The following is a 23,503-nucleotide window of genomic DNA, read 5'->3' on the forward strand; positions in this document are numbered from 1 at the left end:
TACCGCTCCTTACTTACCAGCTGCTTTACCAGCTTTTCTGATGATCACTTCATCAGTATACTTCACACCTTTACCTTTATACGGCTCTGGTGGTCTGAAATCTCTAATCTCAGCAGCAGCTTGACCCACTGCTTGCTTATCTGTACCTTTTACAGTGATCACGTTTTTTTCAACTGTGATTTCAAGTCCCGCAGGGATATCATAATTGATATCATGTGAGTAACCCAATTGAAGATTAAGGACATTGCCTTGAACAGCTGCTCTGTAACCAACACCATTGATCTCTAAAGATTTACTGTAACCTTGGTCTAAACCAATGATAATGTTGTTGAAGAGTGCTCTGTATGTTCCCCAGAACGCTGCATCTTGTTTTTCATCACCTTTTCTTTCAAAAGTCACTTCTGAACCATCAATACTGATCCCAACTCTACCATGAGTTTCAAGTCTCTTTTCAAGATTGCCTTTTTTAGCCACGAGAGTCGTACCGTCTAGTGATACTTCAATACCACTTGCCACAGTTACTGGTCTTTTTCCTATTCTTGACATCTTTTATTCCTTACCAAATACTACAGATTACTTCACCACCGATTCCACGTTTAAACGCTTCATCATTAGCAAGAACACCTTGGCTTGTTGAAACAACCAAAGTACCGTAACCGTTTTTAAATGTTCTAATATCATCTTTACCTTGGTGAACACGTCTACCAGGCTTAGAGATTTTTTTGATCTCGTTGATCACGCTTTTTTCATTCTCATCATATTTAAGAACTACTTTTATTGTTTTTTTGTTTCCATCTTCTTTTACTTTGTAACTCTCAAGGTAACCTTTGTCTACAAAAATAGATACGGTTGCTTCAATCGTGTTTGAGTGAAGAAGTGTTGTCACGTCTAGTCTTCTTTGCGCAGCATTTCTTATACGAGTAAGAGAGTCTGCAATTATGTCTGTCATCATCTTTTAATTCTCCTTACCAGCTTGCTTTGCGCATGCCAGGGATAAGACCTTCATTGGCCATTTTTCTTAAACACACACGACAAATACCGAAGTCTCTGTATACTGAGTGAGGTCTACCACAAATGTTACATCTTGTATATGCTTGCGTAGAGAACTTTGCTTTTCTCTTTTGCTTAGCTATCATTGATTTCTTAGCCATTAGTTTCTCCCTTTAGCGAAAGGCATACCAAGCTTTTCTAAAAGCGTGAATGCTTGTTTATCATCTTCAGTGCTCGTTACGATAGTGATATTCATACCGTGTGTCTTGATCACTTTATCAAATTCAACTTCTGGGAACATCAATTGCTCTTGAAGACCGAAGTTATAGTTACCACGTCCGTCAAAACCTTTTCTTGGTGTACCTCTAAAGTCTTTTACTCTTGGAAGTGCGATCGATACAAGTTTATCAAAGAAGTTATACATATTTTCACCTCTAAGTGTTACTCTGATACCAGATGGAGCACCTTCTCTTGCTTTAAAACCAGCAACTGATTTTTTAGCATTTACTATTACTGCTTTTTGACCAGCAATTAGTGAAATTGTGTCTGCCATATTAGCGATGAGTTTAGTATCTTTACCTTCTTCACCGGCACCAACAGAGATAACAATTTTCTCAAGCTTCGGAGTCTGCATCGTATTTACAACCCCGCACTCTTCTCTAAGTGCAGGAACGATGTCATTGTACTTTTGCTTCATTCTACTCATAGGATTAACCCTCTACTTTTTTTACATTTGAGATGTGGATAGGCATTTCTTTGCTCACAAATCCACCCTCTTTGTTCTGCTCGCTTGGTTTTACAGCTTTTTTAGCTGTTTTACAACCTGCAACGATTACTGCATCTTTTTTTGTAAGTACTTGAAGCACTTCTCCAACTGTACCTTTGTCATCACCAGCGATAACCATTACCTGGTCACCTTTTTTGATCTTGAATGTTTTAGCCATTACCATACCTCCGGTGCAAGTGATACAATTTTCATAAAACCTGCATATCTTGTTTCACGACTTACAGGACCAAAGATACGTGTACCTATCGGTTCTCTTTTGTCATCGATAATTACTGCTGCATTGTCGTCAAATCTAATCAGTGATCCGTTTTCTCTCTGGATCTCTTTTTTTGTTCTAACTACAACAGCTTTAACAACTTTACCTTTTTTCACTTTTCCAGTTGGAAGTGCTTTCTTTACAGAAGCAACGATCACGTCACCTACTGATGCATATCTTCTTTTAGATCCGCCAAGAACCTTGATACACATGATCTCTTTTGCACCAGAGTTATCTGCTACATTTAATCTTGTAAAACCTTGGATCATTACACTTCTCCTCTCTTCACGATTTCAAGAAGTCTGAAGCTTTTTGTTTTTGAAAGTGGTCTACATTCGATAGCGCTCACTGTATCTCCAACATTGATGTCGTTCTTCTCATCGTGAATAAGATATTTTTTAAATCTTTTTACAGTCTTGTGATATCTTGGGTGAAGTACTCTTCTTTCAACTAATACAGTTGCAGTTTTTTCTCCAGCCTTTTTGATCACAGTACCTTGTATTTGTCTTTTTGGCATGTCTGACCCTTTACTTCGATCTAGCAGCAGTTAGTGCTGTTTGAATTCTAGCGATATCTTTTTTCGCTACTCTTAACTCTGAAGTGTTTGTAAGCTGCATAGTCTTTTGCTTTGCATTCAATGTAAACAATTCAAGTTTTTTCTCTTTAAGCATCGCCGTAAGTTCTGCTTCATTTTTATCTTTTAAATCAATATAGTTCATTACTATCCTTTAAAGTGATAATTTTACACTTAAATGGCATTTTATGAATCGCAAGTGTTAATGCTGCTCTTGCAAGTGTCTCTTCAACGCCTGCCATTTCGAAAATAATTCTACCTGGCTTAATGTTCATTACCCATTTATCAACACCACCTTTACCTTTACCCATTCTTGTTTCGAGTGGTTTAGCAGTCAATGGCTTATCTGGGAAAACTCTGATCCAAGTTTTACCTGTTCTTGAAATTTTTCTCGTCATCGTAATACGCGCAGCTTCGATCTGTCTAGAATCGATTCTACCAGCTTCAGTTGCTTTGATTGCGATATCACCAAACTCAATTTTGTTACCTCTGAAAGATTTACCGCGGTTGCGGCCTTTCATCTGCTTTCTCCATTTAGTTCTTTTAGGCATTAGCATGATTATTCACCTCTTTTTCTAGATGGCTTTCTACCACCTTTTTTCTCTTCTGCTGGCTCAGCTTGGATACCTTTAGTAAGAACTTCACCTTTGAAGATCCAAACTTTAATACCAATGATCCCATACGTCGTATGTGCTTCAGCAAAACCGTAATCGATCTTCGCTCTAAGTGTATGAAGAGGAACTCTACCCTCTAGGTACCACTCAGTTCTTGCCATTTCAGCACCACCAAGACGACCAGATACAGAGATCTTGATCCCTTTTGCACCTGATTTAAGTGCACCTTGGATCACTTTTTTCATTGCACGTCTAAACGCAACTCTTCTTTCAAGTTGTGTTGCAACGTTTTCAGCAGCAAGTTGACCTGAAGCCTGAGGACGCTTCTCTTCTTTAATATTGATCGCTACATCTTTACCAAGCATTTTGATAAGTGTTGCTTTCAATTTTTCAATATCTGCACCTTTTTTCCCGATAATGATACCAGGTCTAGCCGTTACGATATTTACTCTTAACTTTTTTACTGTTCTTTCGATGATGATGTTAGAAACACCCGCATAGAAAAGTTCTTTTTTAAGGTATTTTCTGATTTTATGATCTTCTGCGATAAATTCAGGTGCTCTACCTTTTGCAGGGAACCATCTTGATTCCCAGTTTCTGTTGATTCCAAGTCTAAGACCTATAGGATTTACTTTTTGACCCATATTATGCGTCCTCCCCAGTTTTTTCAGCTACGCCAACTTCAACTAAAATGTGCGCTGTTGGTTTAATGATTCTAGAAGCTGTACCTCTAGCTCTTGGTCTCCATCTTTTCATTACCGCTGCTTTATCAACTCTACAAGAAGTGATCACCACTTCTTCTGGCTCAAAATCACCGTTAGCAACTGCAGATGCAATTACTTTAGAAACGATACCCGCTGCTTTGTTAGGCATAAACTCAAGTGCTGCAAGAGCAAGCTCAGCATTCATACCCTGAACTTCTCTAGCGATAAGTCTAGCTTTAGTAGGTGATACTCTTACGAATTTTAATAATGCTCTACTCATAATTAACCTACCTTCTTCTGTACAGAACCTTTATGGCCCTTAAATGTTCTTGTTGGTGCAAATTCACCCAATTTGTAACCTACATGGTTTTCAGTTACAAATACTGGTACAAATTGTCTACCATTGTGAACGTTGATTGTCAAACCGATAAACTCAGGGAAGATCACTGATCTTCTTGACCAAGTTTTAATAGGTTTATTTGAACCTTCTTCTTTTGCTTTAAGCACTTTTTTCATTAGGTGACCATCGATGAATGGACCTTTTTTTGTCGATCTTGCCATATCTTAGCCCCTTACTTTTTACGCTTAGAGATAATTAACTTATCACTAGCTTTTTTCTTACGAGTTTTAAACCCTTTAGCCGGAGTACCCCATGGAGATACTGGATGACGTCCTGAGTTTGTTTTACCTTCACCACCACCGTGTGGGTGATCGATAGGGTTCATCGCAGAACCACGTGTTTGTGGTCTGATACCAAGGTGTCTGCTTCTACCAGCTTTACCAATAACGATATTTGAGAAATCTTCGTTACCAACAGTACCGATTGTTGCAAGACATGCACCAAGTACATATCTCATTTCACCAGATGGAAGTCTAAGTGAAACGTATTTACCATCTCTACCCATGATCTGTGCATAACCACCCGCTGAACGTGCGATCTGACCACCATGACCAGGATTCAATTCAATGTTGTGAACCAATGTACCTACTGGGATGTTCATCAATTTCATTGCATTACCAGTCTTGATATCAAGTCCTGACTCAGCTGACATGATCTTATCACCTACATTAAGTCCTTTTGGTTGAAGTACATATCTTCTGTCACCATCAACATATTTGATAAGACAGATTCTACAGTTTCTGTATGGGTCGTACTCAACAGTTGCTACTGTACCTTCGATGTTAAATTTATTTCTTTTAAAATCGATGATTCTATATAGTTTTTTAGCACCTGCTTCTCTGTGACGAGAAGTGATTCTACCGTTACTGTTTCTACCTGCTGATCTCGGAAGATTCTTAAGTAGAGCTCTAACGCTTGCTTTAGCAGTGATATCACCACTGTCAAGGTTAGTCATATAACGACGAGAAGGTGTGGTTGGTTTATATGTTTTAATTGCCATCTTCTATCCTTATACCGCTAAACTTTCGATTTTTGCATCTTCTGGAAGCTTCACATAGAACTTTTTCAAGTCTGGTCTTTTTCCTTCAACGCCTCTAAATCTTTTCACTTTACCGTTTACTCTCATTGAGTTTACGCTAAGTGGATTGATCCCGAAGAACTCTTTAAATACTTCTTTAAGACCATTTTTAGTCATTCTTGGAGTCGTTTGAACTACGATGACACCATCTTCTTGAAGAGCCAAACTCTTCTCTGTATACATAATTGATTTAATATCTGTAATATCTGCCATCTTAAGCCTCTTTCGTCAATTTGTCAAATAGTGCTTTTTCAATCACAATTGAGTGATATGCAGCAGCAAGATAAGCATTAAGCTCATTTGATTCAATAAGATATGCGTTCTGAAGATTTCTGAATGCTAAGAAAGTCTTATCATCGATCATCTCTTTTACTACAAGTACATCTCTCTGCCCAAGCCCGTTCACGAATGCTGATGCATCTTTTGTTTTACCTGATGCGATCTCAATGTTGTCAACAACAAAAAGTCTTTCATTCGCTGCCATTTCTGCTAGAGCATGATAAAGCGCAAGTTTCTTTTGCTTTTTGTTCACTTTTTGGTCATAGTTTTTGTTTGTACTTGGACCAAATGCAACACCACCGCCTACAAATACAGGTGATCTTAATGAACCTGCTCTTGCACGTCCGCCACCTTTTTGAGCCCATGGTTTCTTACCACCACCGCTTACAGCAGATCTGTTCTTAGTTTGTGCAGTATTTGCTCTAAGACCTGCAGCATATGCTTTACAATAAAGGTAAAGGTTATGCGGGTGCACTTCCAAAAAAGACTGTGGAAGGTCTGTTGTTTTAATTACTGTTGTTTTCATTATTTAACTATCCTTACCAATCCTCTAGCCCCATTGTGACCAGGAATTGAACCTTTTAATACTAAGATACCGTTTTCAGCATCAAATGACATTACATCATTTTTAACAGTAACTTGTGTGTTACCATATTGTCCAGGCATTTTTTTACCAGGCATTACACGACCAGGCCACTCTGCGTTACCGATTGAACCGATTCTTCTACCAAATCTATGCCCGTGTGAACCAGGTCCACCACCAAAACCGTGACGCTTCATACCACCTTGGAAACCTCTACCTTTAGTATCAAGAGATGTTTTCACTACAGATGTTTCAGCCAATGCAGCTGTGCTAAGATCACCAGCTTCAGTACCTTCAGCCACTTCAATCGTCATAAATTTGTTAAACTCTTTAGATACACCGTATTTAGTCTGCTGACCTTCGATGCTCTTGTTAAGTTTTTTGCTAGAGTTATATGCAACAAGTGCTTTACCGTCTTCTCTCACTTCACAAACTTTCGTATCAATAACTTTAAGAAGTGTAACTGGAACAGCTGGTACGTCAACAGTTCTGCTCATACCAATTTTTTCTACAATAAATTCCATTTTCTACTCCTACTTATCCATTGATCTGATTTCAACTTCGATTTCAGGTGCTAGATCCAACTTCATAAGTGAATCGATAGTATCTGAAGTCGCCGAAACGATGTCGATCATTCTTCCATGAATTCTGATCTCAAACTGCTCACGTGAATCTTTGTTAACGTGTGGTGATTTAAGAACAGTATAACGCTTCAATTTAGTTGGCATTGGAATTGGCCCTCTAATCTCTGCACCTGTACGTTTAACTGCATCGATGATAGCAGCAACTGATCTGTCTAATACTCTGTGATCGTAAGCTTTAAGCTTTAATCTAATTTTTTCCATATTTTACCTTTAAAAGAACTCGTTAGTACGTGCCTAAACACAGGGGTTAAACCCTCTAACATAAATTTAGGAACGCGAATTATACCCAAAGTTTTTGAAAGGTGCAATACTTTTTAGTCTAAAAACGCTACAATATTGAAAAATGTTTCCTTATAAAAAGGAAACTATGAGGCAGAACTGGTCATGGAATTACTCGAATATTATCAAAATCAGCGTTATAGCATTGTCAATTATGTTCCAAGAAAATGCCAATTGCCTCTCAAAGGTGACATCAACCTCTATGGTGCACGTGGTTCAGGGAAAACGACCATGATCCTTGATCTGATGCAAGAAGAGAATGAAGAGACGACACTCTATATAGACCTGGAAGATCCCAATTTGATATTCAACCCCCTTACGACTTTAGTACTGCAGCATTATATAGACCGTGAGGGCATCACCCTGCTCATACTTGATCATTACAGGGAAGGCTATCTTCCTACTTTCCCAAATGTGGAAAGGCTCATTGTTCTCTCACGCATACCGCTTCATCATAAAGAGCTTACTCCTGTCGAGCTTTTCCCTTTAGACTATGAAGAGTTTCTAGCCTTTGAGACCAGTGTTTCTCAGAGCAGTGGCTTTAATCACTTTCTACGCTCTGGTACCCTGCCAATGATCGCAAGGTCACAAAAAACAAATACCTTAGTAATGAAGAACTTTTTGAAAAGCGCTTTTGATGCCAATGAGCAGAAACTGCTTCTAGTGCTCGCACAACACCATACCAAACACCTGACTACCCATCAGATCTACACCTTTGCAAAGGAAAAGTTTAAAGTCTCCAAGGACTGGCTTTACAAAACAATGAAGCTCTTTACTCAGGAGAAACTCGTTTTATTCATCGAAGACAGATATCAAAAATCCGGAAAAAAGATGTTGCTTTTTGACTTTGCATTTGCCAAGTACCTTACCCTAGGACAGCCTTTTATCTTACAGTTTGATACGATGATCGCCTTGGCGCTTATAAAACACGGCATTGAGGTACAGACACTCGGGATACATGGATATGTAACAAAAAACGACGAACTGATCATACCTGCTCCATTTGAGAGTGAGGAGAGTCTCTGGGTAAAGTCCCAAGGCAAGTTCTCTATCTACAAAAAATACGGGATAAAAAAAGTGACCATTGTCACAGTGGCCAATACCTACGACTATCATATAGAAAAGCTCTACTTTGAAGCGATCCCTTTTAATGAATGGAGTGTCATCAATGCTGAAGAGTAATATAAGCTAGCTTTAGCTAAAATTTCGATGCCTCTTTTCAGACCTGTGCAACGGAACTGAAAGACAACGGGTCAGGACGGGAACGTAGCAGCCCACCTTTCTTTACTGTGTGCCGCAGGGATCTGGGGAGGGGTGTTAATAATCTACGTAATATCTTCAAACAACAATCATAACTATAACCTGAGCCAAGGGCGAAGCTTTAGTGAGATGAATTGAAAGATTAGCTTTGCTGATTTTCAAGAAGACAATGATAGAGAGGTGGCCGAGTGGTCGAAGGCGCACGACTGGAACTCGTGTATGGGGCAACTCATCGAGGGTTCGAATCCCTTCCTCTCTGCCATAATCCAAATATATCCCCTAAAATACAGATTTTAAAATTTCATTTGAAACCGATATTGCTCCCTTTTTATTTGTATGTGACCTATCTAGAAAATAATTATCTGATAAATTCAATTTTTCATGCATATTCAAGTAAATAAATTGCTGCTTATTAGATATATATTCTAATTTTTGTACATATTTATTAAAAATATATGATACATCTTTATTATCTTGTAGAATAGGTTTTCTATATGGTGTAGTAATTACTATTAATGTAATATCCTTAGATTTTGCAATATTATTTAATTCCTGCAAATCATTAAAGCATCTCTCCTCTAGAGTATATTTTTCCCTCTTCTGGCTATTCCATCTTTTTTTATCTATATACTCACTACTAAAATTAAGCTCAATACCACCTGTTTTATCAAAACCTATATATGAATATTTATTTGGATTAAGATACTTATTATCATATTGCATATAATCCCTTATATTACTTACTAGACTTTCTAATCTATTTAAGTATGGTGATAAAATAAACTCATTATTTAAAAAACTTTTTACTTCATCCTCATCTATATCTTTTACTCTATACTCTTTGAAATCAATATATTGCGTGGGATAAATTATATATTCTATCTTGTCTAATTTTATTAATTTAATCAACTGTAAAACCTCACTCGTTTGTAAGCCCCATGAAGATAAATTAGCAATTTTTTTTATTTTTTCTGATCCCTCTTCTAATCTAGTCCCATTGATATTAGTAAGTGCCATTGAAGAACCTATGACAATTGTATTCGTGCCATCTAATAATTTATTATTTCGCATGAAATTTAATTTTGCATCATAAGATATAGAATTTGAAAATCTCAATGGAATATTTGTTTGTTCAAGTATAACTAGAGGTGTTGCTATAACAATTATTATTGTCATTAGCCAAATGTTTATCCATTTCTTCCCATTCATAATTACTCTCTCCTAAAAGTTAAAGTATAAAAATTCAGATACTTTATTAAGGGATATTACACCACCAACAAAAACCATACCTGCAAATAAAGAAGTTCTGTAATTTAATTGGAAACTATTTAATCTTTGGGTAGAGTTTTTAAATAGAAGTATACATATAAAACCAATAAATAACCACTCAATAATATCATTACCTTTAATGTTTTCGACAAACCCCCCGAATGTTATTCCATACTGACTCATAAATGCCACTTTTGAACTTAAGAAATTCGGTAATACAATATTATTCAAACTAAACATTGAGCTCAAAACTTTCATAGCATCATTCCATTCCTTAGCCCTAAAGAACACCCAAGTAATATTCACAAAGTTAAACGTAATAAACCACGCAAGAACAGTGTTCATCTTGAAACCAAATTGATTCCAAGCTCTCTGGATCACCAATGCGATACCATGTAAGAAACCCCAAAACACAAATGTCCAACCCGCACCATGCCAAATACCACCAATTAGGAATGTTGCCATGAGATTATTATAAGTTCTAAAACTACCTTTTCTATTTCCTCCCAAAGGAATATACACATACTCCCTCAAGAAACGACTAAGCGTGATATGCCAACGTCTCCAAAAATCTTGTATGCTTGTTGCCTTATATGGGGAATTAAAGTTGATAGGCAGTTTGATGTTAAATAAAAGTGCAGCACCAATGGCCATATCGGTATAGCCACTAAAGTCAAAGTACAACTGAAAAGTGTAGGATAGTGATGTTGCCCATGCTTCAAATAGATTGAGTTTCTCTGCGACATCAAAGCCCTGTGTTGCCCATACTGCAAATGTATCTGCAATAACTACTTTTTTAAAAAGTCCAATAGAAAATATAAATAACCCCATTGCAATATTTCTATAATTTTTAACTTTATTTCTAAGCATTGCAAATTGTGGCATCATCTCTGCATGGTGTACAATCGGACCAGCGATAAGCTGAGGGAAAAATGCAACAAAGTTTGCATAGTTTAGAAAGTTATACTCTTTTGTTTCACCTCTATAACTATCCACTAAATAGGCTATCTGCTGGAAAGTAAAGAAAGAGATGGCTAAGGGTAATGCCAAATGAAGTAAGGGGATATGACCATCTGTAGCCAGATTTATATTCTCTATAAAGAAATCTGCATATTTAAAATACCCAAGTAACGTGACATTAACAACAACGCCAATAGTAAGAAGTGTTCTTTTACTGACTTTGGTATGTTCTTTATCTTTTGAAAGAGAAACACCCACTACATAATTAAAAAGCATTGAAAACAATATAATTGGAAGGTAGGTGATATTCCACCAGCTATAAAAAAATAGTGAAGAAAGAACTAAAAAAGCTTTACTCGCTTCTGTTAATCGTTTACTGTTGAGATAAAAGTATATAAAGAATGTTAGTGGCAAAAAGGCAAAGATAAATTCATATGAATTAAATAACATTAATTCTCCTATGATAGACTTACCTACCATTCAAATACAATCAATACAAATGAGGCGAAGGTAATTTATAAATCTTTCTAACTCATTTTATCAAAACTTAGTAAAGAAAGCTAGTTAAGCGTATAAATTAAAGATATAGTACACAAAGAATAATTTCATTGTCTTCAGGAGCTCTTTCCCTCATACAAAATACTCTTTGGCTCAAAAGCAAAAAAAGGCAATTTATAGTATACTCATAGCACTACATTTTATATATCAAGGTTTTCCATGAAAAAGTTATCTTTCTTTCTTACTATTTTTTCACTTCTTCTCTTAAATGGCTGTCAGGGACCTGGCCTTTCAGGGGGAAAAGTGAAAAAAGAATACTATACGGGTGGGCAGATACGCTCTGAATTTATTATGGATGATGACACGGGTCAAAATGGTATCCGTAAAGAGTATGGATATGATGGTAATGTACTTGCCGTTGTACATATACGTAATGGTGTACCACATGGCCTGGCAACAGGGTATGATACAAAAGGTCGTGTACTTTCGAAAGTCAACTATATCAATGGGAAAAAAGACGGTTTGTATGAAGCCTACTATCCAAATGGTGACGTAATGGTATCATACACCTATGTGAATGGTGTAAAAGAGGGACCGGCCCAAACGTATAATAAAGACGGTTCTATAAATAGAAGGGTGATCTATCGTCAAGATAAAATCGTTAATTAATCTTATAATATGAGTCTTTTACCGCAATATACACATATCATTAACCCTAAACTGAAACATATTTATCTTAGCTTTGATAACGAGGGGAACCTCGTGATCAAATCGCCTAAAGTCACACAACAAAAAATAGAACAGCTCCTGCTCAAAAAATCCTCCTGGATCAACAATGCCAGAGAGAAGATACAGCAGAAGAAAGGGAAACCCTTAGACTTTTCCAGTGACTTAGAGATTTATTTCATGGGGGAAGTCTATCCTCTGACACTGGTACGATACAACAAGAAAAGAGCACATCTTGATTTTGATGGCGAAGCATTCAGACTTTTCTACCATACCTATGATGAAAAACTTTTCCAAAAACACCTCGATAGATTTTACAAAACAGAGGCACAGAAACATATTATTCCTCATGTAGAATTCTGGGCGAAAAAAATGTGCCTTTCCCCCGCAGATATACGATTTCGAAAAACCAAACGGCAATGGGGAAGCTGCAGCGGGAAAAACATCTTAAGTTTTAACACGATGATGATGAAACTTCCACATGATGTGATACAATACATCATCGTGCATGAACTGGCACATATCAAGCACAAACATCATCAAAAAGCTTTTTGGCAACTGGTAGAACACTATGTGCCTGACTATAGAGCACAGGTCACTGAACTCAAAAACTATATGACATAAGGAGTCTATTATCGATTTATTTTATCTTCTTGCTTTTATGCTGATCATCCTTTTGGGGTCCGTATTTGTTTATATCTTTTATCTTAAAGAAAAAAAGAACAGCTGGATGCCATCAAACGTGGTTTTTGTCCAAAATGTCATCATAAAAGCATTGAACTTACCGACCAAAGATCAGGTGGATGTTCTGGGCCAAAACTACTCTCATTTGAATGTTTGGAGTGTGGATATACCAACAGCTTTGCCGTAGAGAACAGTGATAGTTGCGGCACGGGAGGGTGTCATTGATCTTCACATGCTTGACACCTAAGTCTTTTCATGTTATAACACCGTACAAAAACACTCATTTCAGATAGTACAAAGGCATTTTATGAATTTTAGTAGCTCCTCTTTAGATTTCTCTATACTCCCTTACCAAGAGGGTGTGAATCCACCGGTCACCAAACCTAATCCAGGATTTTTAACAGACATAGGAGAAGAAGGTATGCGTGCCTTGCTCGATAGATTTTATATGGGTCTATTTGAAAGCCCGATCAAAGATATCTTCCCAAACGACAGAGAAGAGATGAAAAAAGCCGCACAGCACTCGGCAGACTTTTTCATACAGATCTGTGGAGGACCCGCTTACTTTAATCAAAACCGTGGCGCACCACAAATGAGAGGGAGACATGCGCCTTTCCCTATCACCCCTACAGCAAGACTGCATTGGCTTGTTACTTTTGAAGAGGCACTGAGACCCATCATAGAGCAAAAACTAAGTTCTGAAGAGAATATACAAAGCTTCTGGAATTACATCAACGTTTTTTCACAATGGATGATTAATACGCGAGACTAAAACCGCTTAACCCTTCTATGACAATAAGGTTTTGAACCTTTGCGTTGATAGTAATCCTGATGGTATGCCTCAGCACCGTAAAAAGGTGTTTTAGGCAGTACCTTTGTCGCTATTTTTAACCCTTTTGCCTCCAAAATACCGATCAACCTCTCGATTGTTTTACGTTCTTCTGTGTTACTGACAAAGACAGCAGAAAGATACTGACTTCCAATGTCAGGTCCCTGCCCATCCACCTGTGTAGGGTCATGGATCTCAAAAAAAGTTTTTGCCAATGTTTCATAGGAAACTTTAGAGGGGTCATAGACCACCTCAACGGTTTCTAGGTGACCTGTATCTTTACGTATGACATCATAGTAGCCCGGGTCTTTCATATGCCCTCCCATGAAACCGGAGGTCACCTCTTTGACCCCATCGATCTTTTCAAGATAATACTCCACACCCCAAAAGCATCCGCCGGCAAAATAAGCTTTTTTAAATGCAGGGGGCTGTGCTTTCTTTTTTTGAAAATTGAGAGAAACAGAGTTGACACAGTGACGCACATTTTTGTCCGTAAAACCCTCACCTTTAAATACATGTCCCAAATGTGCGCCGCAATTGGCACAAACGATCTCTATACGTCGACCGTCTGCATCGGGGACTTCTTTGATAGCACCGGGTATCGCATCATCAAAACTTGGCCATCCGCAGTGGGAATCAAATTTGTGATCGGACCTGTAGAGCGGTGCACCACATACTTTACAGGTATAGGTGCCATCTTCTTTGGTATAAACATATTGTCCGGAAAAAGCACGTTCCGTACCTTTATCGATGATCACATGTTTTTCAAAGGGGGTTAAATTATTTAGTTTGGTGCTCCATGGCATTAACTCTTCTGCAACCAGCCATGTTACCAGCACATATAAAATCAATACTATTTTGTGCATACTCTGCCTTTTGCGTTTTTGGTACTATAGAAAAACAGTGTGTAATTTGAATGTACTAGTCTCTCATCACCGCATATTTCCCAGAGCCTAAAAGGACGATAGCCAAAGCACTCAATAGATAAAACATCGGCAGTTCCAATGCCCATGATCCATGTGTTCCAAGGTTAAATATTACGTCCATTTTCGTTAAGTATATAGCAGCAACCATGTTGAAGACGATCACTCCCGCCCAAATCCTGCTTTTCCATCCCAAAATCAAAAACAGCGGTGCAAGTATCTCTCCCACATAGACACCATACGCTAACATTTCAGGCAACCCCTGGGACTTCACTACACCCTTGATAAACGTAATACCATGTAATGCTTTATCAATACCGTGAAAAAGCATCAATCCTCCTACCATTAAACGTAATATGAGTTTTCCTATATTCTCTGACATATAAAGTTCCTTGTGCATAAAAAGTATATGATTATAGCAGGTATTTGGAGTTTTTAATAAGTAGTATATACTTCTAAAAATGAATGATTGGATACCTAAATCAATTATCTTACACTCATCCCCTCATCCAAATACTTAATTAAAGGATACAAGAAAAAATTAATCACACGGCGCTTTCCTACTTTCATCTCTGCTGTTACACTCATCCCTGAATGCAGATATTCTTTTTCGCCATTTACTGTCAAGAAGCTCTCTTCAGGTTCGATATAGATCTCATACACGGGCCCTAGCTTTTCATCCTCAATGGCATCATCGGCTTTATGACTTACAGTACCGTGAATCATCCCATATTTTTGAAAATCGAATGTATCGATCTTAACAGCTGTCTCCATACCTTCTTTAATAAACCCACTGTCTTGATTAAGTGCGGTAGCTTGAATAACCAGAGGTGCATCTTTAGGGATAACTGTTATAAGTTTTTCTGCAGGTGTTACAACGCCACCAACCGTATTAACAAGAAGCTTTCCGACATAGCCATCTACTGGTGCCGTGATATGCTGCTTAGCCTGCTTAAACTTAATAGACTCAATCTCTACTTTTAACATATTTGCTTCTTGACGTTTTTTCGTTAGTTCTTCAAGAAGTTTATTTTGGTATTCCTGGGTAATAAGAAGTTTTTGTTCATTGAGTTCTGTCAGTTTTGCACGTAATTTTGTGATCTCATGCTCTTTCATAAGCCCCTGTTCTTGATACTCTATGACTTCTTTACGTGCAGCTTCAAACTCTTGTTTCGCAATGATATCAATAACTTCAAGCAAACGTGCTTCACGTTCTTTGGCTGCTGCAGAAAGCTGCATTATCCTACTGGCATCAGCATTGGACACATCAATCTGAGAGTCGACCTGATGTATCTGTTCTGTAATAAGCTGTATCTGCTGATGATAGCCTACACGCTTCGTATCATAGATAAGTCTTTGTGTTGATAAAAGATCTTTATCCTTGAACTCATTAGATGGTATGAATTCTTTATCTTGTATCAGTGCCGTTAGACGTACCATTTCGATCTCAAGCTGTTCAAGGTGCTTGAGCTTGGAATCAAGATTTGTCTCAGTCACAGAAGGATCTATATCCATTAGAACTTGGCCCTTGGTCACGTATTCTCCCACTTTGACACGAATATTGCTAATAACGCCCGTCTCTATTGGCTGAAGCATCTTCACTTCACCAAGGGGAATGACCTTGCCTCTCGCAGTGACAACAACATCTATTTTCGCTAAAAAAAGCCAAAGTGTTGTAATCGTCATAAAAGCCAATATCGTCCAAAGTAACCCTCGACCAAGTGGACTAGTAGGTCTTTCTTCAATCTCAACAAGCAGAGGTCTAAACTCATGTCTGTCTTTAGTGCTAAACATATCCATCATCTAATCCTGTTGTGTATAGAGCATATGGTAATACCCCTTTAGTTTCATCAATTCATCATGCGAACCCTGTTCGACGATTTGACCTTTGTCCATAACCAGGATCACATCACAATCCTTAACGGTTGAAAGACGGTGTGCCACCATGAACATAGTACGTCCTTTTTTGATCGTAGAAAGATTATTTTGGATGATCTTTTCCGACTCATAATCCAAAGCTGATGTCGCTTCATCAAATATTAATATCCGTGGGTTCGTAAGAAGAGCTCTCGCTATGGCTATACGCTGTCTTTGTCCACCTGAAAGGGCTGAACCACGTTCTCCAACTTGCGTGTCATAACCCTCTGGAAGTTCAGCAATAAACTCGTCAGCACCTGCCATTCTAGATGCTGCTATGATATGCTCCATTGGAGAGTCCGGTCGTGATAGTGAAATATTATCTTTTATGCTTCCGCTGAAAAGGTAGTTGTCTTGCAAAACAACACCGATGTTATTTCGTAACCATTTTGGGTCCATATGGCGAATATCAACACCATCTATATAAATTGCTCCACCGGTAGGAAGATAGAGTCTTTGTATAAGTTTGGCAATGGTGCTTTTACCGCTTCCACTTCGTCCGACCAATCCTACACTATAACCTTCAGGGAAGTCTGCCGAGATTCCCTTAAGCACCTGAGGGCTATCCGGAGCGTAAGAGAAGGTGACTTTTTCGAACTTGACAACACCGTTTACCTTAGGAAGCGTGATAGCTTTATCATTTGTCTGTTCGGTTGGTGTATTCAGAATATCACCTAAACGATCCACCGAAAGAAGGGTCTGCTGAAACTCATTCCAAAGATTGACAAGACGCAGAACCGGTCCAGAAAACTGGTTGGCAAACATTTGAAAAGCAATCAGTTGTCCTACGCTCAACTTACCCTCAAGTACAAGGGTCACACCCACATAAAGCATAGAGATTGTCATCAGTTTTTGTAGGGCTCCAGATACTCCACCTAAAATATTAGAGAGGTTTGTCAGATGAAAGCCTGCATTCACATAGCGGGCGAGATAATCTTCCCACTTTCTCTGCATGGAACCTTCAAGGGCTAAGGACTTAACAGTCTGTACTCCCGTGACAGACTCAACCAGATAAGAATTTGACTGAGCACCCATCTGAAACTTTTCTTCAAGACGGCGACGTAATTCAGGTGTGATAAAAAGATAAAGTAAGGCAATGACAAATACAAATGCCAAGACGACCATTGTCAGCTTCACACTATAAAGCAACATGACTGCGACGAATACACCGGAGAAAAGGACATCAATAATCAATGTTACCGACTTGTTAGCGATAAATTCACGTATCTGATCAAGTTCTCGAACACGAGCAATAATATTTCCGACTTTACGTTTTTCGAAGTAAACCAAAGGCAGTGCTAGCAAGTGATGAAACAATTTAGCTCCGAGTTTGGCATCGATCTTGGACGTCGTGTGGGCAAATAAATAGTTTCGTATTAGATTCAGAACCAGTTCAAATATCGCTACAACAACAAAGGCAATAGCCAAGACATCCAAGGTCGTCATTGAACGATGGACTAAAACCTTATCGAGAATTACCTGAGTAAAAAGTGGCGTAACCAATCCAAAGAGCTGAATCACAAATGAAGCGATAAGTACTTCACCCATCACCTTTTTATACTTCATGATCTGATTAAAAAACCAACCAAATCCAAAACGGATCTGTTCGGAAAGTACCTTATGTTTAAGTACAATGACTTTACCACTGGCAATCTCTTCATACATCTCATAACTCATTGTATATGGTTCTTTGGAAGTCGTATCATAAATAAGGAGCTCTTTTGCTTCTGTATTGACTTGAATCACACTCATATAAGTACCATCTTTTTTTAATACTAAAAGAGGTAGAGGGTATGAATCAACCAATTTTTCGATATCTGTCTTTTTAATAGCTGCTCGGAAGCCTTGATATTTCGCAATACGGCATAACTCTTCAATACTTGGTTCAGCATCAGTAAGTGCATACTCTTTAATGATACTTCTACTGTCTATAGGAACACGGTTAAGTTTTCCTGCAACTTCTAGGGAGACTAGTGCTGACTGCATTGATCAATCCCTCTGTATAAGATATCCAACGAGGCTTTTTCATAAGCCGCTTCACTCTGTTCTATTCTCAAATTCAACTCTCTTTCCAATCCTTCAAGCTTGGCATTAAGCTCGCTTATTTTATCTATCTGGTGATTATTTCTAAGTCTATTGACCATTCCTATCTTCTCTTGAGTCACATCAAGAAGATCCTGATCTTTCTCCTGTAAAGTCTTTAAATGCACGATCTTTTCATTTTTTGATCTTGCATCATATTCATATTCTCGTTTGTGCAAATCACGTTCTTGCTTGATACGAAGTAGTTCATAATGCAATCTCTCAGACTCACTGTTATATCGAAAGCCTTCAAATATATTCATCCTTATAGCAAATCCAATCTTCCAACTGTTCTTCCTGACATTTTGAAATGCATCATAGGCATCATTGGGGTCTGAACCATACATATAATAGTTCCCGTACAGTAGAAGTTTAGGAAGCTGAGAGCTGTGGTGCATAGAGATCTCTTCTTGCTTTTGAAGTATCTGTTGATCATACCTGTGTCCTTGTGTTGTCTCTTCAAAGTCATCAGCCAACATATCCGTCTCCTTGTATTTTATGGGTAAAAGCTTCGTTGTCTTCTCATTTATCTCCATATGGCTCAAACTGCTAAGTTTGATAACATCTTCTTGATATTGCATAGATGAACGCTCTATGTCACGTTCAATATCTATCATAGTTATCGCTTCATCTCCCAAATCTACCTTAGAGTATTTACCCGCCTTATACAAACGTTTTTTGGTCTCAAAAAGCTGTCGCCGTATATTGAGCATCTCTCTCTTGATCTCATTTTGCGTCTTCATCTTCAGCGCGCTGTTATAACGCTCAAGAATCTCTTGATGAAGCTTCTTTTCTTCTTCACACCACAGAAGGTGTTGGACATCCACTTTGCTCTTGGCGATATTGATACTCTTTTGCGTTGTACCGAAATGATAAAGCTCATAATTAAGGTTTAGTGAGAGCGAGCTTTGATATCGAGTCCCACTTGTAATAATGGTATCTCCAACCGATTCTGTGCCCGTTGGGTAATCACCAAGATCACGGTTATGCTCTGTATTATATGAGAGAGAAAGACTTGGATAATACTGTGCATAGATTGTCTCCAAACTGGATTTTTCTATATTCTCATCACTTTTAACGATCTTGAGACGATTTGATTGTGAGGTCGCTGATTGTAAAAGCTCTTGATATGTAACAGGTGTCGCAGACAAAGTAAGGCTTGCTAACATTAAAAATGGTATACGGTGGGTCAATTATTTTCCTTGAAAAATCACAGTTTTAATAAGAACTGTGATTTTATCTTATCTTTCTTGTGTCACGGTTACGTAACTATGATTTCCATGCCGAGGTAAAGATATTCATCATATCTGCAGTGGCTTGTATCAATGGATTATCTAATGAGAATATCCCGTTATCTGATGCATAGGCATTGAGCTGTTGGATGATAAGATCAACATCATCATTGGTCAGATAGCTTCCATCTGCAAGCTCAAATCTTTCGATCTTCTTGTCATCATTATCCTGTTCATTGATCTTGATACTATCTGTTGCCCCGTACTGAATATGAAGGTCACCATAACTCATAAAAAAACTTATATCATTCATCGTAATACCTTCGCCGAACTTGACCGTATCAAATCCTGCGTCTTCGGTTCCCATGCCAAACAATCCGCCACTTTTATGATCATTGATTGTAGAATCTTCGTCACCTATTTCAAAGAAGTAGGTGTCATTTCCACCTTCTCCCTCAAGATAATCCGTACCTGTGCCACCAGATAAAAAGTCGTCACCTTCACCTGCTACAAGGTCATCATTACCTGCGTCACCCCAAAGGAAGTCATTTCCAAGGTCACCATATAGGTTATCATTTCCAAGTCCACCAATCAAGGCATCATCTCCGTCTTCTCCATGCAGATTATCGTTTCCAGAGTCGCCGTAAAGCGTATCTGACCCAATACCTCCATAGAGGTTGTCATAGTCTTCTCCACCAAAGAGTGTATCATTTCCACCGAAACCTTTGAGGGTATCATCTTGAATACCTCCAAAAAGAACATCATCAAGATTGCTGCCGTTAAGATTACTTCCTGCTGACGTACTCAAAAGAAGGTTGGTCACATCACTTGTTCCATCAGCCGATCCGGTAAAGAAAAAGCTTCCTTCACTTGCTGTTTTAATCACATCTTTATCAAGAGTGATATCACCTTGGGCTGTTGTGATCTTCTGCACACCTGAATCTATCGCAACAAAATAATCTGTCATACTAACCGTTCCCTGCCCTTGTACTGCAATATTTAAATTGTTCCCAACACGGGTAAAAGTAAGATCATTTTTATCAACAGTATTCATCACTAGAGTGTCCTGACCATTATCCGTAATGATGAGATCACCCCCTTCATAGATATACCCTTCTACAGTAAAGTTAAGTGTACTGGTAACCATACCCCCATTCCCATCTGCGACTAAAATAGTTGCCGAATCAGTACCGTTAAATGAACCATTTGCTTTATAATGCCAGTTTCCTTGATTATCTACTGTAACCAATCCATTTGCAGCTTGTGTAGCAACTGTATATGTCAGAATATCTCCATCGATGTCAGATGCTTCCACCTTACCATTCATGTCGCGGATATTTGTTAGCGTAAAGGCTTCTTCTGCTGTTACTACTATTGGAGCATCATTGACTGCTGCAATATCGAAGCCTTGTGTACTTGTTGAGCTTAGACCGTATTCATTTGTCACTTTAACAAGTACAGAATCTATACCATTATAGTCTTGGCTAGGAGTATAGTTCCAGTTCCCGTCAGCATCAACTATAAAGTTTCCATTTGTTGCTGGTGTCATTACTTCATAAGTCAGTGCACCACCTACTGGATTGACTACATTGAATGCTCCGTTTGTAGGATTATCCTCGAGAAGTGTCACTGTTGTGTTTATTAAACTTGGAGCAGAGACTCTTGTATCGAAGTTCAACGTTTTGGTAATGCTTTCACCATTTCCATCATCAATAGTGATGATTGCAGAATCTGTACCCATATAAAGAGGATTGACATTGTACGTCCATGTCCCTGTTGCATCAACACTCAAGGTTCCATGAAGTGCTTGAGTCGATACGCTATAGGTCAACACATCTCCATCGGCATCACTTGCTCCAACATCGCCAGATTGCTCACGTACATCTTGAAGCACAACACTCGTCTCAGCTTCTATTATAGTCGGTGCTACGTTGGTGATCACCATCTCAAAGTTAAGTGTTGTTGTCGTAGATAAGCCATTGCCGTCATCTACAGTAATGATTGCAGAGTCTAGTCCCTTATATTTATCATTGGCCGTATATGTCCAGATTCCATAACTGTTAATCGTAATACTTCCAAACTCAGGTGCGGTAGATACACTGTAATTCAAGGTATCTCCATCTTCATCACGCGCCAAAACAATGCCTGTTTGCGTACTCACATCCGTCAATGTGTACGATGACTCACCAAACACGGTTGTTGGTGCATGATTGGAGTTTTTCTCAATGAGCCCAGGAATATCATAGTGCTCACCATTATAGAACTGAAGTGATTCGATCTGAAAGCCATCCTGTGCCCAATTTGAAACGACAATGCTATCACGTCCTTCTTCCGGAAGATCGGCATCATAAGCAAAACTTAGCACCATATCATTACCGCTTACTGTAAGCGTTACATCCTTACGTGAAATACCTTCACCAAAGAAAATCCCATCGATACCAGCAGAGTCGATAATAACGTCTCTTCCGTCACCTTTTTCATACAGATAGACATCATTTCCTGCTTCCCCGATCAGCATATCATCACCCTTACCACCGTTAAGAGCATCATTACCCTCGCCAGCAGTCAGAGTATCATCTCCTGCAAGGCCTTTTAAGTAATCATCACCCTCATCTCCTGAAAGTGTCTCATTACCTTCCTCTCCGTAAAGTACGTCATTAAAACGTCCACCTGAAAGTTCTGTTCCTTCATCCAAGACTCTCAATGTCAGTTCATCATTCTCTCGTGCAGAGACAAGAGTCTCATAAATTGCATCTCTGTCTAGAACTGTTCCATCAGCAAGCTCGATAGTCTCGATAAGACCGGTTGAGTTGAACCAGTTTTTGATACGGATCTGGTCATCAACAGACTTAATTGGAGTATCATCTTCCGCACTGACACGTATACCTACAAGTAGATCCTCTGTACCATGATCCCACTTAAGTAAAACCTGGTCTTGACCGATACCGGCACCAAGAAGAAGTTTATCTACTCCTATACCTGATATATCTTGATCATCGATGATATCCTTACCATCACCCAATTTAAATACATAGGTATCATTCCCATCTTCTCCAATAAGTATGTCATCTTCTTTGGTACTGATCAGAGTATCATTATTGGTAATCGTATTACTACTGTCATATTGGAACCAGACATCACGGACTACACCATCTGCACCTGTACCTGTATATTTGGTCTCATTAGTGATTAGGTTTCCATTTTCCGTCACTTCCACAAAAGTACTTCCTGCCTCACGATCTAAATGAATAGCTTGGACAACACTTTGCTGAAGAGTAATAAGTTCATCAGGTGTACTTTTACCGTCCTGGTTTACATCTTTCCATAGTAACAAGTCTGAGAAATTATCATCTTTACTGTCAATGATACTATCCCCATTACTATCATACTGGGCTAAAGCTTCATATCCTTCAGCGGCGAATGTACCATCTGCTAATTGAGTATGATTTCCGAAAAGTTCCGAACCGTCCGTAATTTTACCGTCACCATTCACATCTACCGCAAGTAGTGCATCACCCTTATCTATCCATGCCGTATGTTCACGCTGACCATCACCATCATAATCAAAATATGCATTTGAGTCATTGAGAGATGTCGATGTGATGCTGTTATGGTTAAGGTCAAGAACAATTGGTGGAGTTACCTCAGTGATTGCACCACCATCATTCCAAAAACTGTTCATGATATTCATCAGTTCTGCATTATCACGGATATCTTGAGGGCTTGTGATTGTAATACCGTTTTCCTGAGCATAGATTTCTAGATCAAGTAAAGCTCTATCGATGTCAATATTAGACATGTACGAGCCATCTACAAGTTCTATTCTTTCAATCAAATTGTTTGCATTAGAATATGAATTTATGGTAACTTGATCCCCATTGGCATAATCTACCACAAGATTATTTCCATTCTTAAAGAACACAAAATCTGTAGTA

General features: G+C 38.5%; 30 protein-coding genes, 1 tRNA gene and 1 other RNA gene. 7 read left to right on the forward strand and 25 right to left on the reverse strand.

Annotation, left to right across the window (positions count from 1 at the left end; translation table 11 throughout):
- Positions 1-9: 9 nt before the first annotated feature.
- Genes rplF through rpsJ form a run of 17 tightly spaced genes read right to left on the reverse strand, consistent with a single transcriptional unit; the run spans position 10 to position 7,110 of the window.
- Positions 10-546: a 50S ribosomal protein L6 gene (rplF, locus tag SULAR_RS07975; RefSeq protein WP_008244843.1), complete on the reverse strand. Its 537-nt coding sequence runs from the start codon at positions 544-546 to the stop codon at positions 10-12.
- A gap of 10 nt (positions 547-556) precedes the next feature.
- On the reverse strand, positions 557-952 hold the full coding sequence (rpsH, locus tag SULAR_RS07980) for a 30S ribosomal protein S8 (RefSeq protein WP_008244844.1): 396 nt from the start codon (positions 950-952) through the stop codon (positions 557-559).
- Between the two features lie 13 nt (positions 953-965).
- Positions 966-1,151, reverse strand: a complete 186-nt coding sequence (locus SULAR_RS07985) for a type Z 30S ribosomal protein S14 (RefSeq protein WP_008244845.1) — start codon at positions 1,149-1,151, stop codon at positions 966-968.
- Entirely contained in the window at positions 1,151-1,696 is a 546-nt protein-coding gene (gene rplE, locus SULAR_RS07990) for a 50S ribosomal protein L5 (protein WP_008244846.1), read from the reverse strand. Before rplE ends, SULAR_RS07985 begins: the two co-directional genes overlap by 1 nt.
- A gap of 4 nt (positions 1,697-1,700) precedes the next feature.
- A complete protein-coding gene (rplX, locus tag SULAR_RS07995) occupies positions 1,701-1,934 on the reverse strand; it encodes a 50S ribosomal protein L24 (protein WP_008244847.1) in 234 nt (77 codons plus the stop codon).
- Complete coding sequence (gene rplN / locus SULAR_RS08000; protein ID WP_008244848.1) at positions 1,934-2,302, reverse strand: 50S ribosomal protein L14; 369 nt, start codon at positions 2,300-2,302, stop codon at positions 1,934-1,936. The genes rplX and rplN overlap by 1 nt, the downstream gene beginning before the upstream one ends.
- The gene (gene rpsQ, locus SULAR_RS08005; RefSeq protein WP_008244849.1) at positions 2,302-2,550 is read right to left on the reverse strand and encodes a 30S ribosomal protein S17; all 249 of its coding nucleotides are present in this window, start codon (positions 2,548-2,550) and stop codon (positions 2,302-2,304) included. The genes rplN and rpsQ overlap by 1 nt, the downstream gene beginning before the upstream one ends.
- Before the next feature lie 10 nt (positions 2,551-2,560).
- Positions 2,561-2,752: a 50S ribosomal protein L29 gene (gene rpmC, locus SULAR_RS08010; protein ID WP_008244851.1), complete on the reverse strand. Its 192-nt coding sequence runs from the start codon at positions 2,750-2,752 to the stop codon at positions 2,561-2,563.
- A complete protein-coding gene (gene rplP / locus SULAR_RS08015) occupies positions 2,739-3,164 on the reverse strand; it encodes a 50S ribosomal protein L16 (RefSeq protein WP_008244852.1) in 426 nt (141 codons plus the stop codon). The genes rpmC and rplP overlap by 14 nt, the downstream gene beginning before the upstream one ends.
- A 2-nt stretch (positions 3,165-3,166) precedes the next feature.
- Positions 3,167-3,865 carry a 30S ribosomal protein S3 gene (rpsC, locus tag SULAR_RS08020; RefSeq protein WP_008244853.1) on the reverse strand — a complete coding sequence of 233 codons (699 nt, stop codon included), beginning with the start codon at positions 3,863-3,865 and terminating at the stop codon, positions 3,167-3,169.
- Between the two features lies 1 nt (position 3,866).
- On the reverse strand, positions 3,867-4,205 hold the full coding sequence (rplV, locus tag SULAR_RS08025) for a 50S ribosomal protein L22 (protein ID WP_008244854.1): 339 nt from the start codon (positions 4,203-4,205) through the stop codon (positions 3,867-3,869).
- Between the two features lie 2 nt (positions 4,206-4,207).
- The gene (rpsS, locus tag SULAR_RS08030) at positions 4,208-4,486 is read right to left on the reverse strand and encodes a 30S ribosomal protein S19 (RefSeq protein ID WP_008244855.1); all 279 of its coding nucleotides are present in this window, start codon (positions 4,484-4,486) and stop codon (positions 4,208-4,210) included.
- Positions 4,487-4,497: 11 nt separating this feature from the next.
- Entirely contained in the window at positions 4,498-5,325 is an 828-nt protein-coding gene (gene rplB, locus SULAR_RS08035) for a 50S ribosomal protein L2 (protein WP_008244856.1), read from the reverse strand.
- Between the two features lie 9 nt (positions 5,326-5,334).
- The gene (locus tag SULAR_RS08040) at positions 5,335-5,616 is read right to left on the reverse strand and encodes a 50S ribosomal protein L23 (protein ID WP_008244857.1); all 282 of its coding nucleotides are present in this window, start codon (positions 5,614-5,616) and stop codon (positions 5,335-5,337) included.
- A 1-nt stretch (position 5,617) separates the two neighbouring features.
- Positions 5,618-6,208, reverse strand: a complete 591-nt coding sequence (rplD, locus tag SULAR_RS08045; protein ID WP_008244858.1) for a 50S ribosomal protein L4 — start codon at positions 6,206-6,208, stop codon at positions 5,618-5,620.
- The gene (gene rplC, locus SULAR_RS08050; RefSeq protein WP_008244859.1) at positions 6,208-6,789 is read right to left on the reverse strand and encodes a 50S ribosomal protein L3; all 582 of its coding nucleotides are present in this window, start codon (positions 6,787-6,789) and stop codon (positions 6,208-6,210) included. The genes rplD and rplC overlap by 1 nt, the downstream gene beginning before the upstream one ends.
- 9 nt (positions 6,790-6,798) lie before the next feature.
- Complete coding sequence (rpsJ, locus tag SULAR_RS08055) at positions 6,799-7,110, reverse strand: 30S ribosomal protein S10 (RefSeq protein ID WP_008244860.1); 312 nt, start codon at positions 7,108-7,110, stop codon at positions 6,799-6,801.
- A 183-nt stretch (positions 7,111-7,293) separates the two neighbouring features.
- On the opposite strand from rpsJ, the gene SULAR_RS08060 reads away from it, so the two are divergent.
- From SULAR_RS08060 to SULAR_RS08065, 3 genes are all read left to right on the forward strand, one after another.
- Entirely contained in the window at positions 7,294-8,370 is a 1,077-nt protein-coding gene (locus tag SULAR_RS08060; protein ID WP_008244862.1) for an AAA family ATPase, read from the forward strand.
- A gap of 34 nt (positions 8,371-8,404) precedes the next feature.
- An RNA gene (gene ffs, locus SULAR_RS11045) (signal recognition particle sRNA small type) lies at positions 8,405-8,502 on the forward strand.
- Positions 8,503-8,622: 120 nt separating this feature from the next.
- Positions 8,623-8,710: transfer RNA gene (locus SULAR_RS08065), tRNA-Ser, on the forward strand.
- A 17-nt stretch (positions 8,711-8,727) separates the two neighbouring features.
- On the opposite strand, the gene SULAR_RS08070 is transcribed toward SULAR_RS08065, so the two are convergent.
- Both SULAR_RS08070 and SULAR_RS08075 read right to left on the reverse strand, forming a co-directional pair.
- Positions 8,728-9,657, reverse strand: coding sequence for a hypothetical protein (locus SULAR_RS08070; protein WP_008244870.1), 930 nt, complete (start codon positions 9,655-9,657; stop codon positions 8,728-8,730).
- A 12-nt stretch (positions 9,658-9,669) separates the two neighbouring features.
- The gene (locus tag SULAR_RS08075) at positions 9,670-11,127 is read right to left on the reverse strand and encodes an MBOAT family protein (protein ID WP_008244872.1); all 1,458 of its coding nucleotides are present in this window, start codon (positions 11,125-11,127) and stop codon (positions 9,670-9,672) included.
- 267 nt (positions 11,128-11,394) lie between these two features.
- Here SULAR_RS08075 and SULAR_RS08080 point away from each other — a divergent pair, with 267 nt between their 5' ends.
- From SULAR_RS08080 to SULAR_RS08095, 4 genes are all read left to right on the forward strand, one after another.
- Entirely contained in the window at positions 11,395-11,844 is a 450-nt protein-coding gene (locus SULAR_RS08080; RefSeq protein ID WP_008244874.1) for a toxin-antitoxin system YwqK family antitoxin, read from the forward strand.
- A 9-nt stretch (positions 11,845-11,853) separates the two neighbouring features.
- Positions 11,854-12,525, forward strand: coding sequence for a M48 family metallopeptidase (locus SULAR_RS08085; protein ID WP_081501848.1), 672 nt, complete (start codon positions 11,854-11,856; stop codon positions 12,523-12,525).
- Positions 12,526-12,631: 106 nt separating this feature from the next.
- Positions 12,632-12,772, forward strand: coding sequence for a hypothetical protein (locus SULAR_RS08090; protein WP_155993845.1), 141 nt, complete (start codon positions 12,632-12,634; stop codon positions 12,770-12,772).
- Between the two features lie 120 nt (positions 12,773-12,892).
- On the forward strand, positions 12,893-13,357 hold the full coding sequence (locus SULAR_RS08095) for a globin family protein (protein WP_008244880.1): 465 nt from the start codon (positions 12,893-12,895) through the stop codon (positions 13,355-13,357).
- Here the strand turns inward: SULAR_RS08095 and SULAR_RS08100 are convergent.
- The 6 genes from SULAR_RS08100 to SULAR_RS08125 form a co-directional block, all read right to left on the reverse strand.
- Complete coding sequence (locus tag SULAR_RS08100) at positions 13,354-14,280, reverse strand: bifunctional methionine sulfoxide reductase B/A protein (RefSeq protein WP_008244882.1); 927 nt, start codon at positions 14,278-14,280, stop codon at positions 13,354-13,356. The genes SULAR_RS08095 and SULAR_RS08100 overlap by 4 nt on opposite strands.
- Positions 14,281-14,335: 55 nt before the next feature.
- Positions 14,336-14,719: a DoxX family protein gene (locus tag SULAR_RS08105; RefSeq protein ID WP_008244883.1), complete on the reverse strand. Its 384-nt coding sequence runs from the start codon at positions 14,717-14,719 to the stop codon at positions 14,336-14,338.
- 104 nt (positions 14,720-14,823) lie between these two features.
- Positions 14,824-16,137: an HlyD family type I secretion periplasmic adaptor subunit gene (locus tag SULAR_RS08110; RefSeq protein WP_008244885.1), complete on the reverse strand. Its 1,314-nt coding sequence runs from the start codon at positions 16,135-16,137 to the stop codon at positions 14,824-14,826.
- 3 nt (positions 16,138-16,140) lie between these two features.
- The gene (locus SULAR_RS08115; RefSeq protein ID WP_008244887.1) at positions 16,141-18,240 is read right to left on the reverse strand and encodes a type I secretion system permease/ATPase; all 2,100 of its coding nucleotides are present in this window, start codon (positions 18,238-18,240) and stop codon (positions 16,141-16,143) included.
- Entirely contained in the window at positions 18,225-19,529 is a 1,305-nt protein-coding gene (locus tag SULAR_RS08120; protein WP_008244890.1) for a TolC family protein, read from the reverse strand. Before SULAR_RS08120 ends, SULAR_RS08115 begins: the two co-directional genes overlap by 16 nt.
- 76 nt (positions 19,530-19,605) lie before the next feature.
- Complete coding sequence (locus SULAR_RS08125) at positions 19,606-23,367, reverse strand: Ig-like domain-containing protein (protein WP_155993847.1); 3,762 nt, start codon at positions 23,365-23,367, stop codon at positions 19,606-19,608.
- Positions 23,368-23,503: the final 136 nt, after the last annotated feature.

Origin of the sequence: Sulfurovum sp. AR (assembly GCF_000296775.1) — a bacterium.
Classification (GTDB): domain Bacteria; phylum Campylobacterota; class Campylobacteria; order Campylobacterales; family Sulfurovaceae; genus Sulfurovum; species Sulfurovum xiamenensis.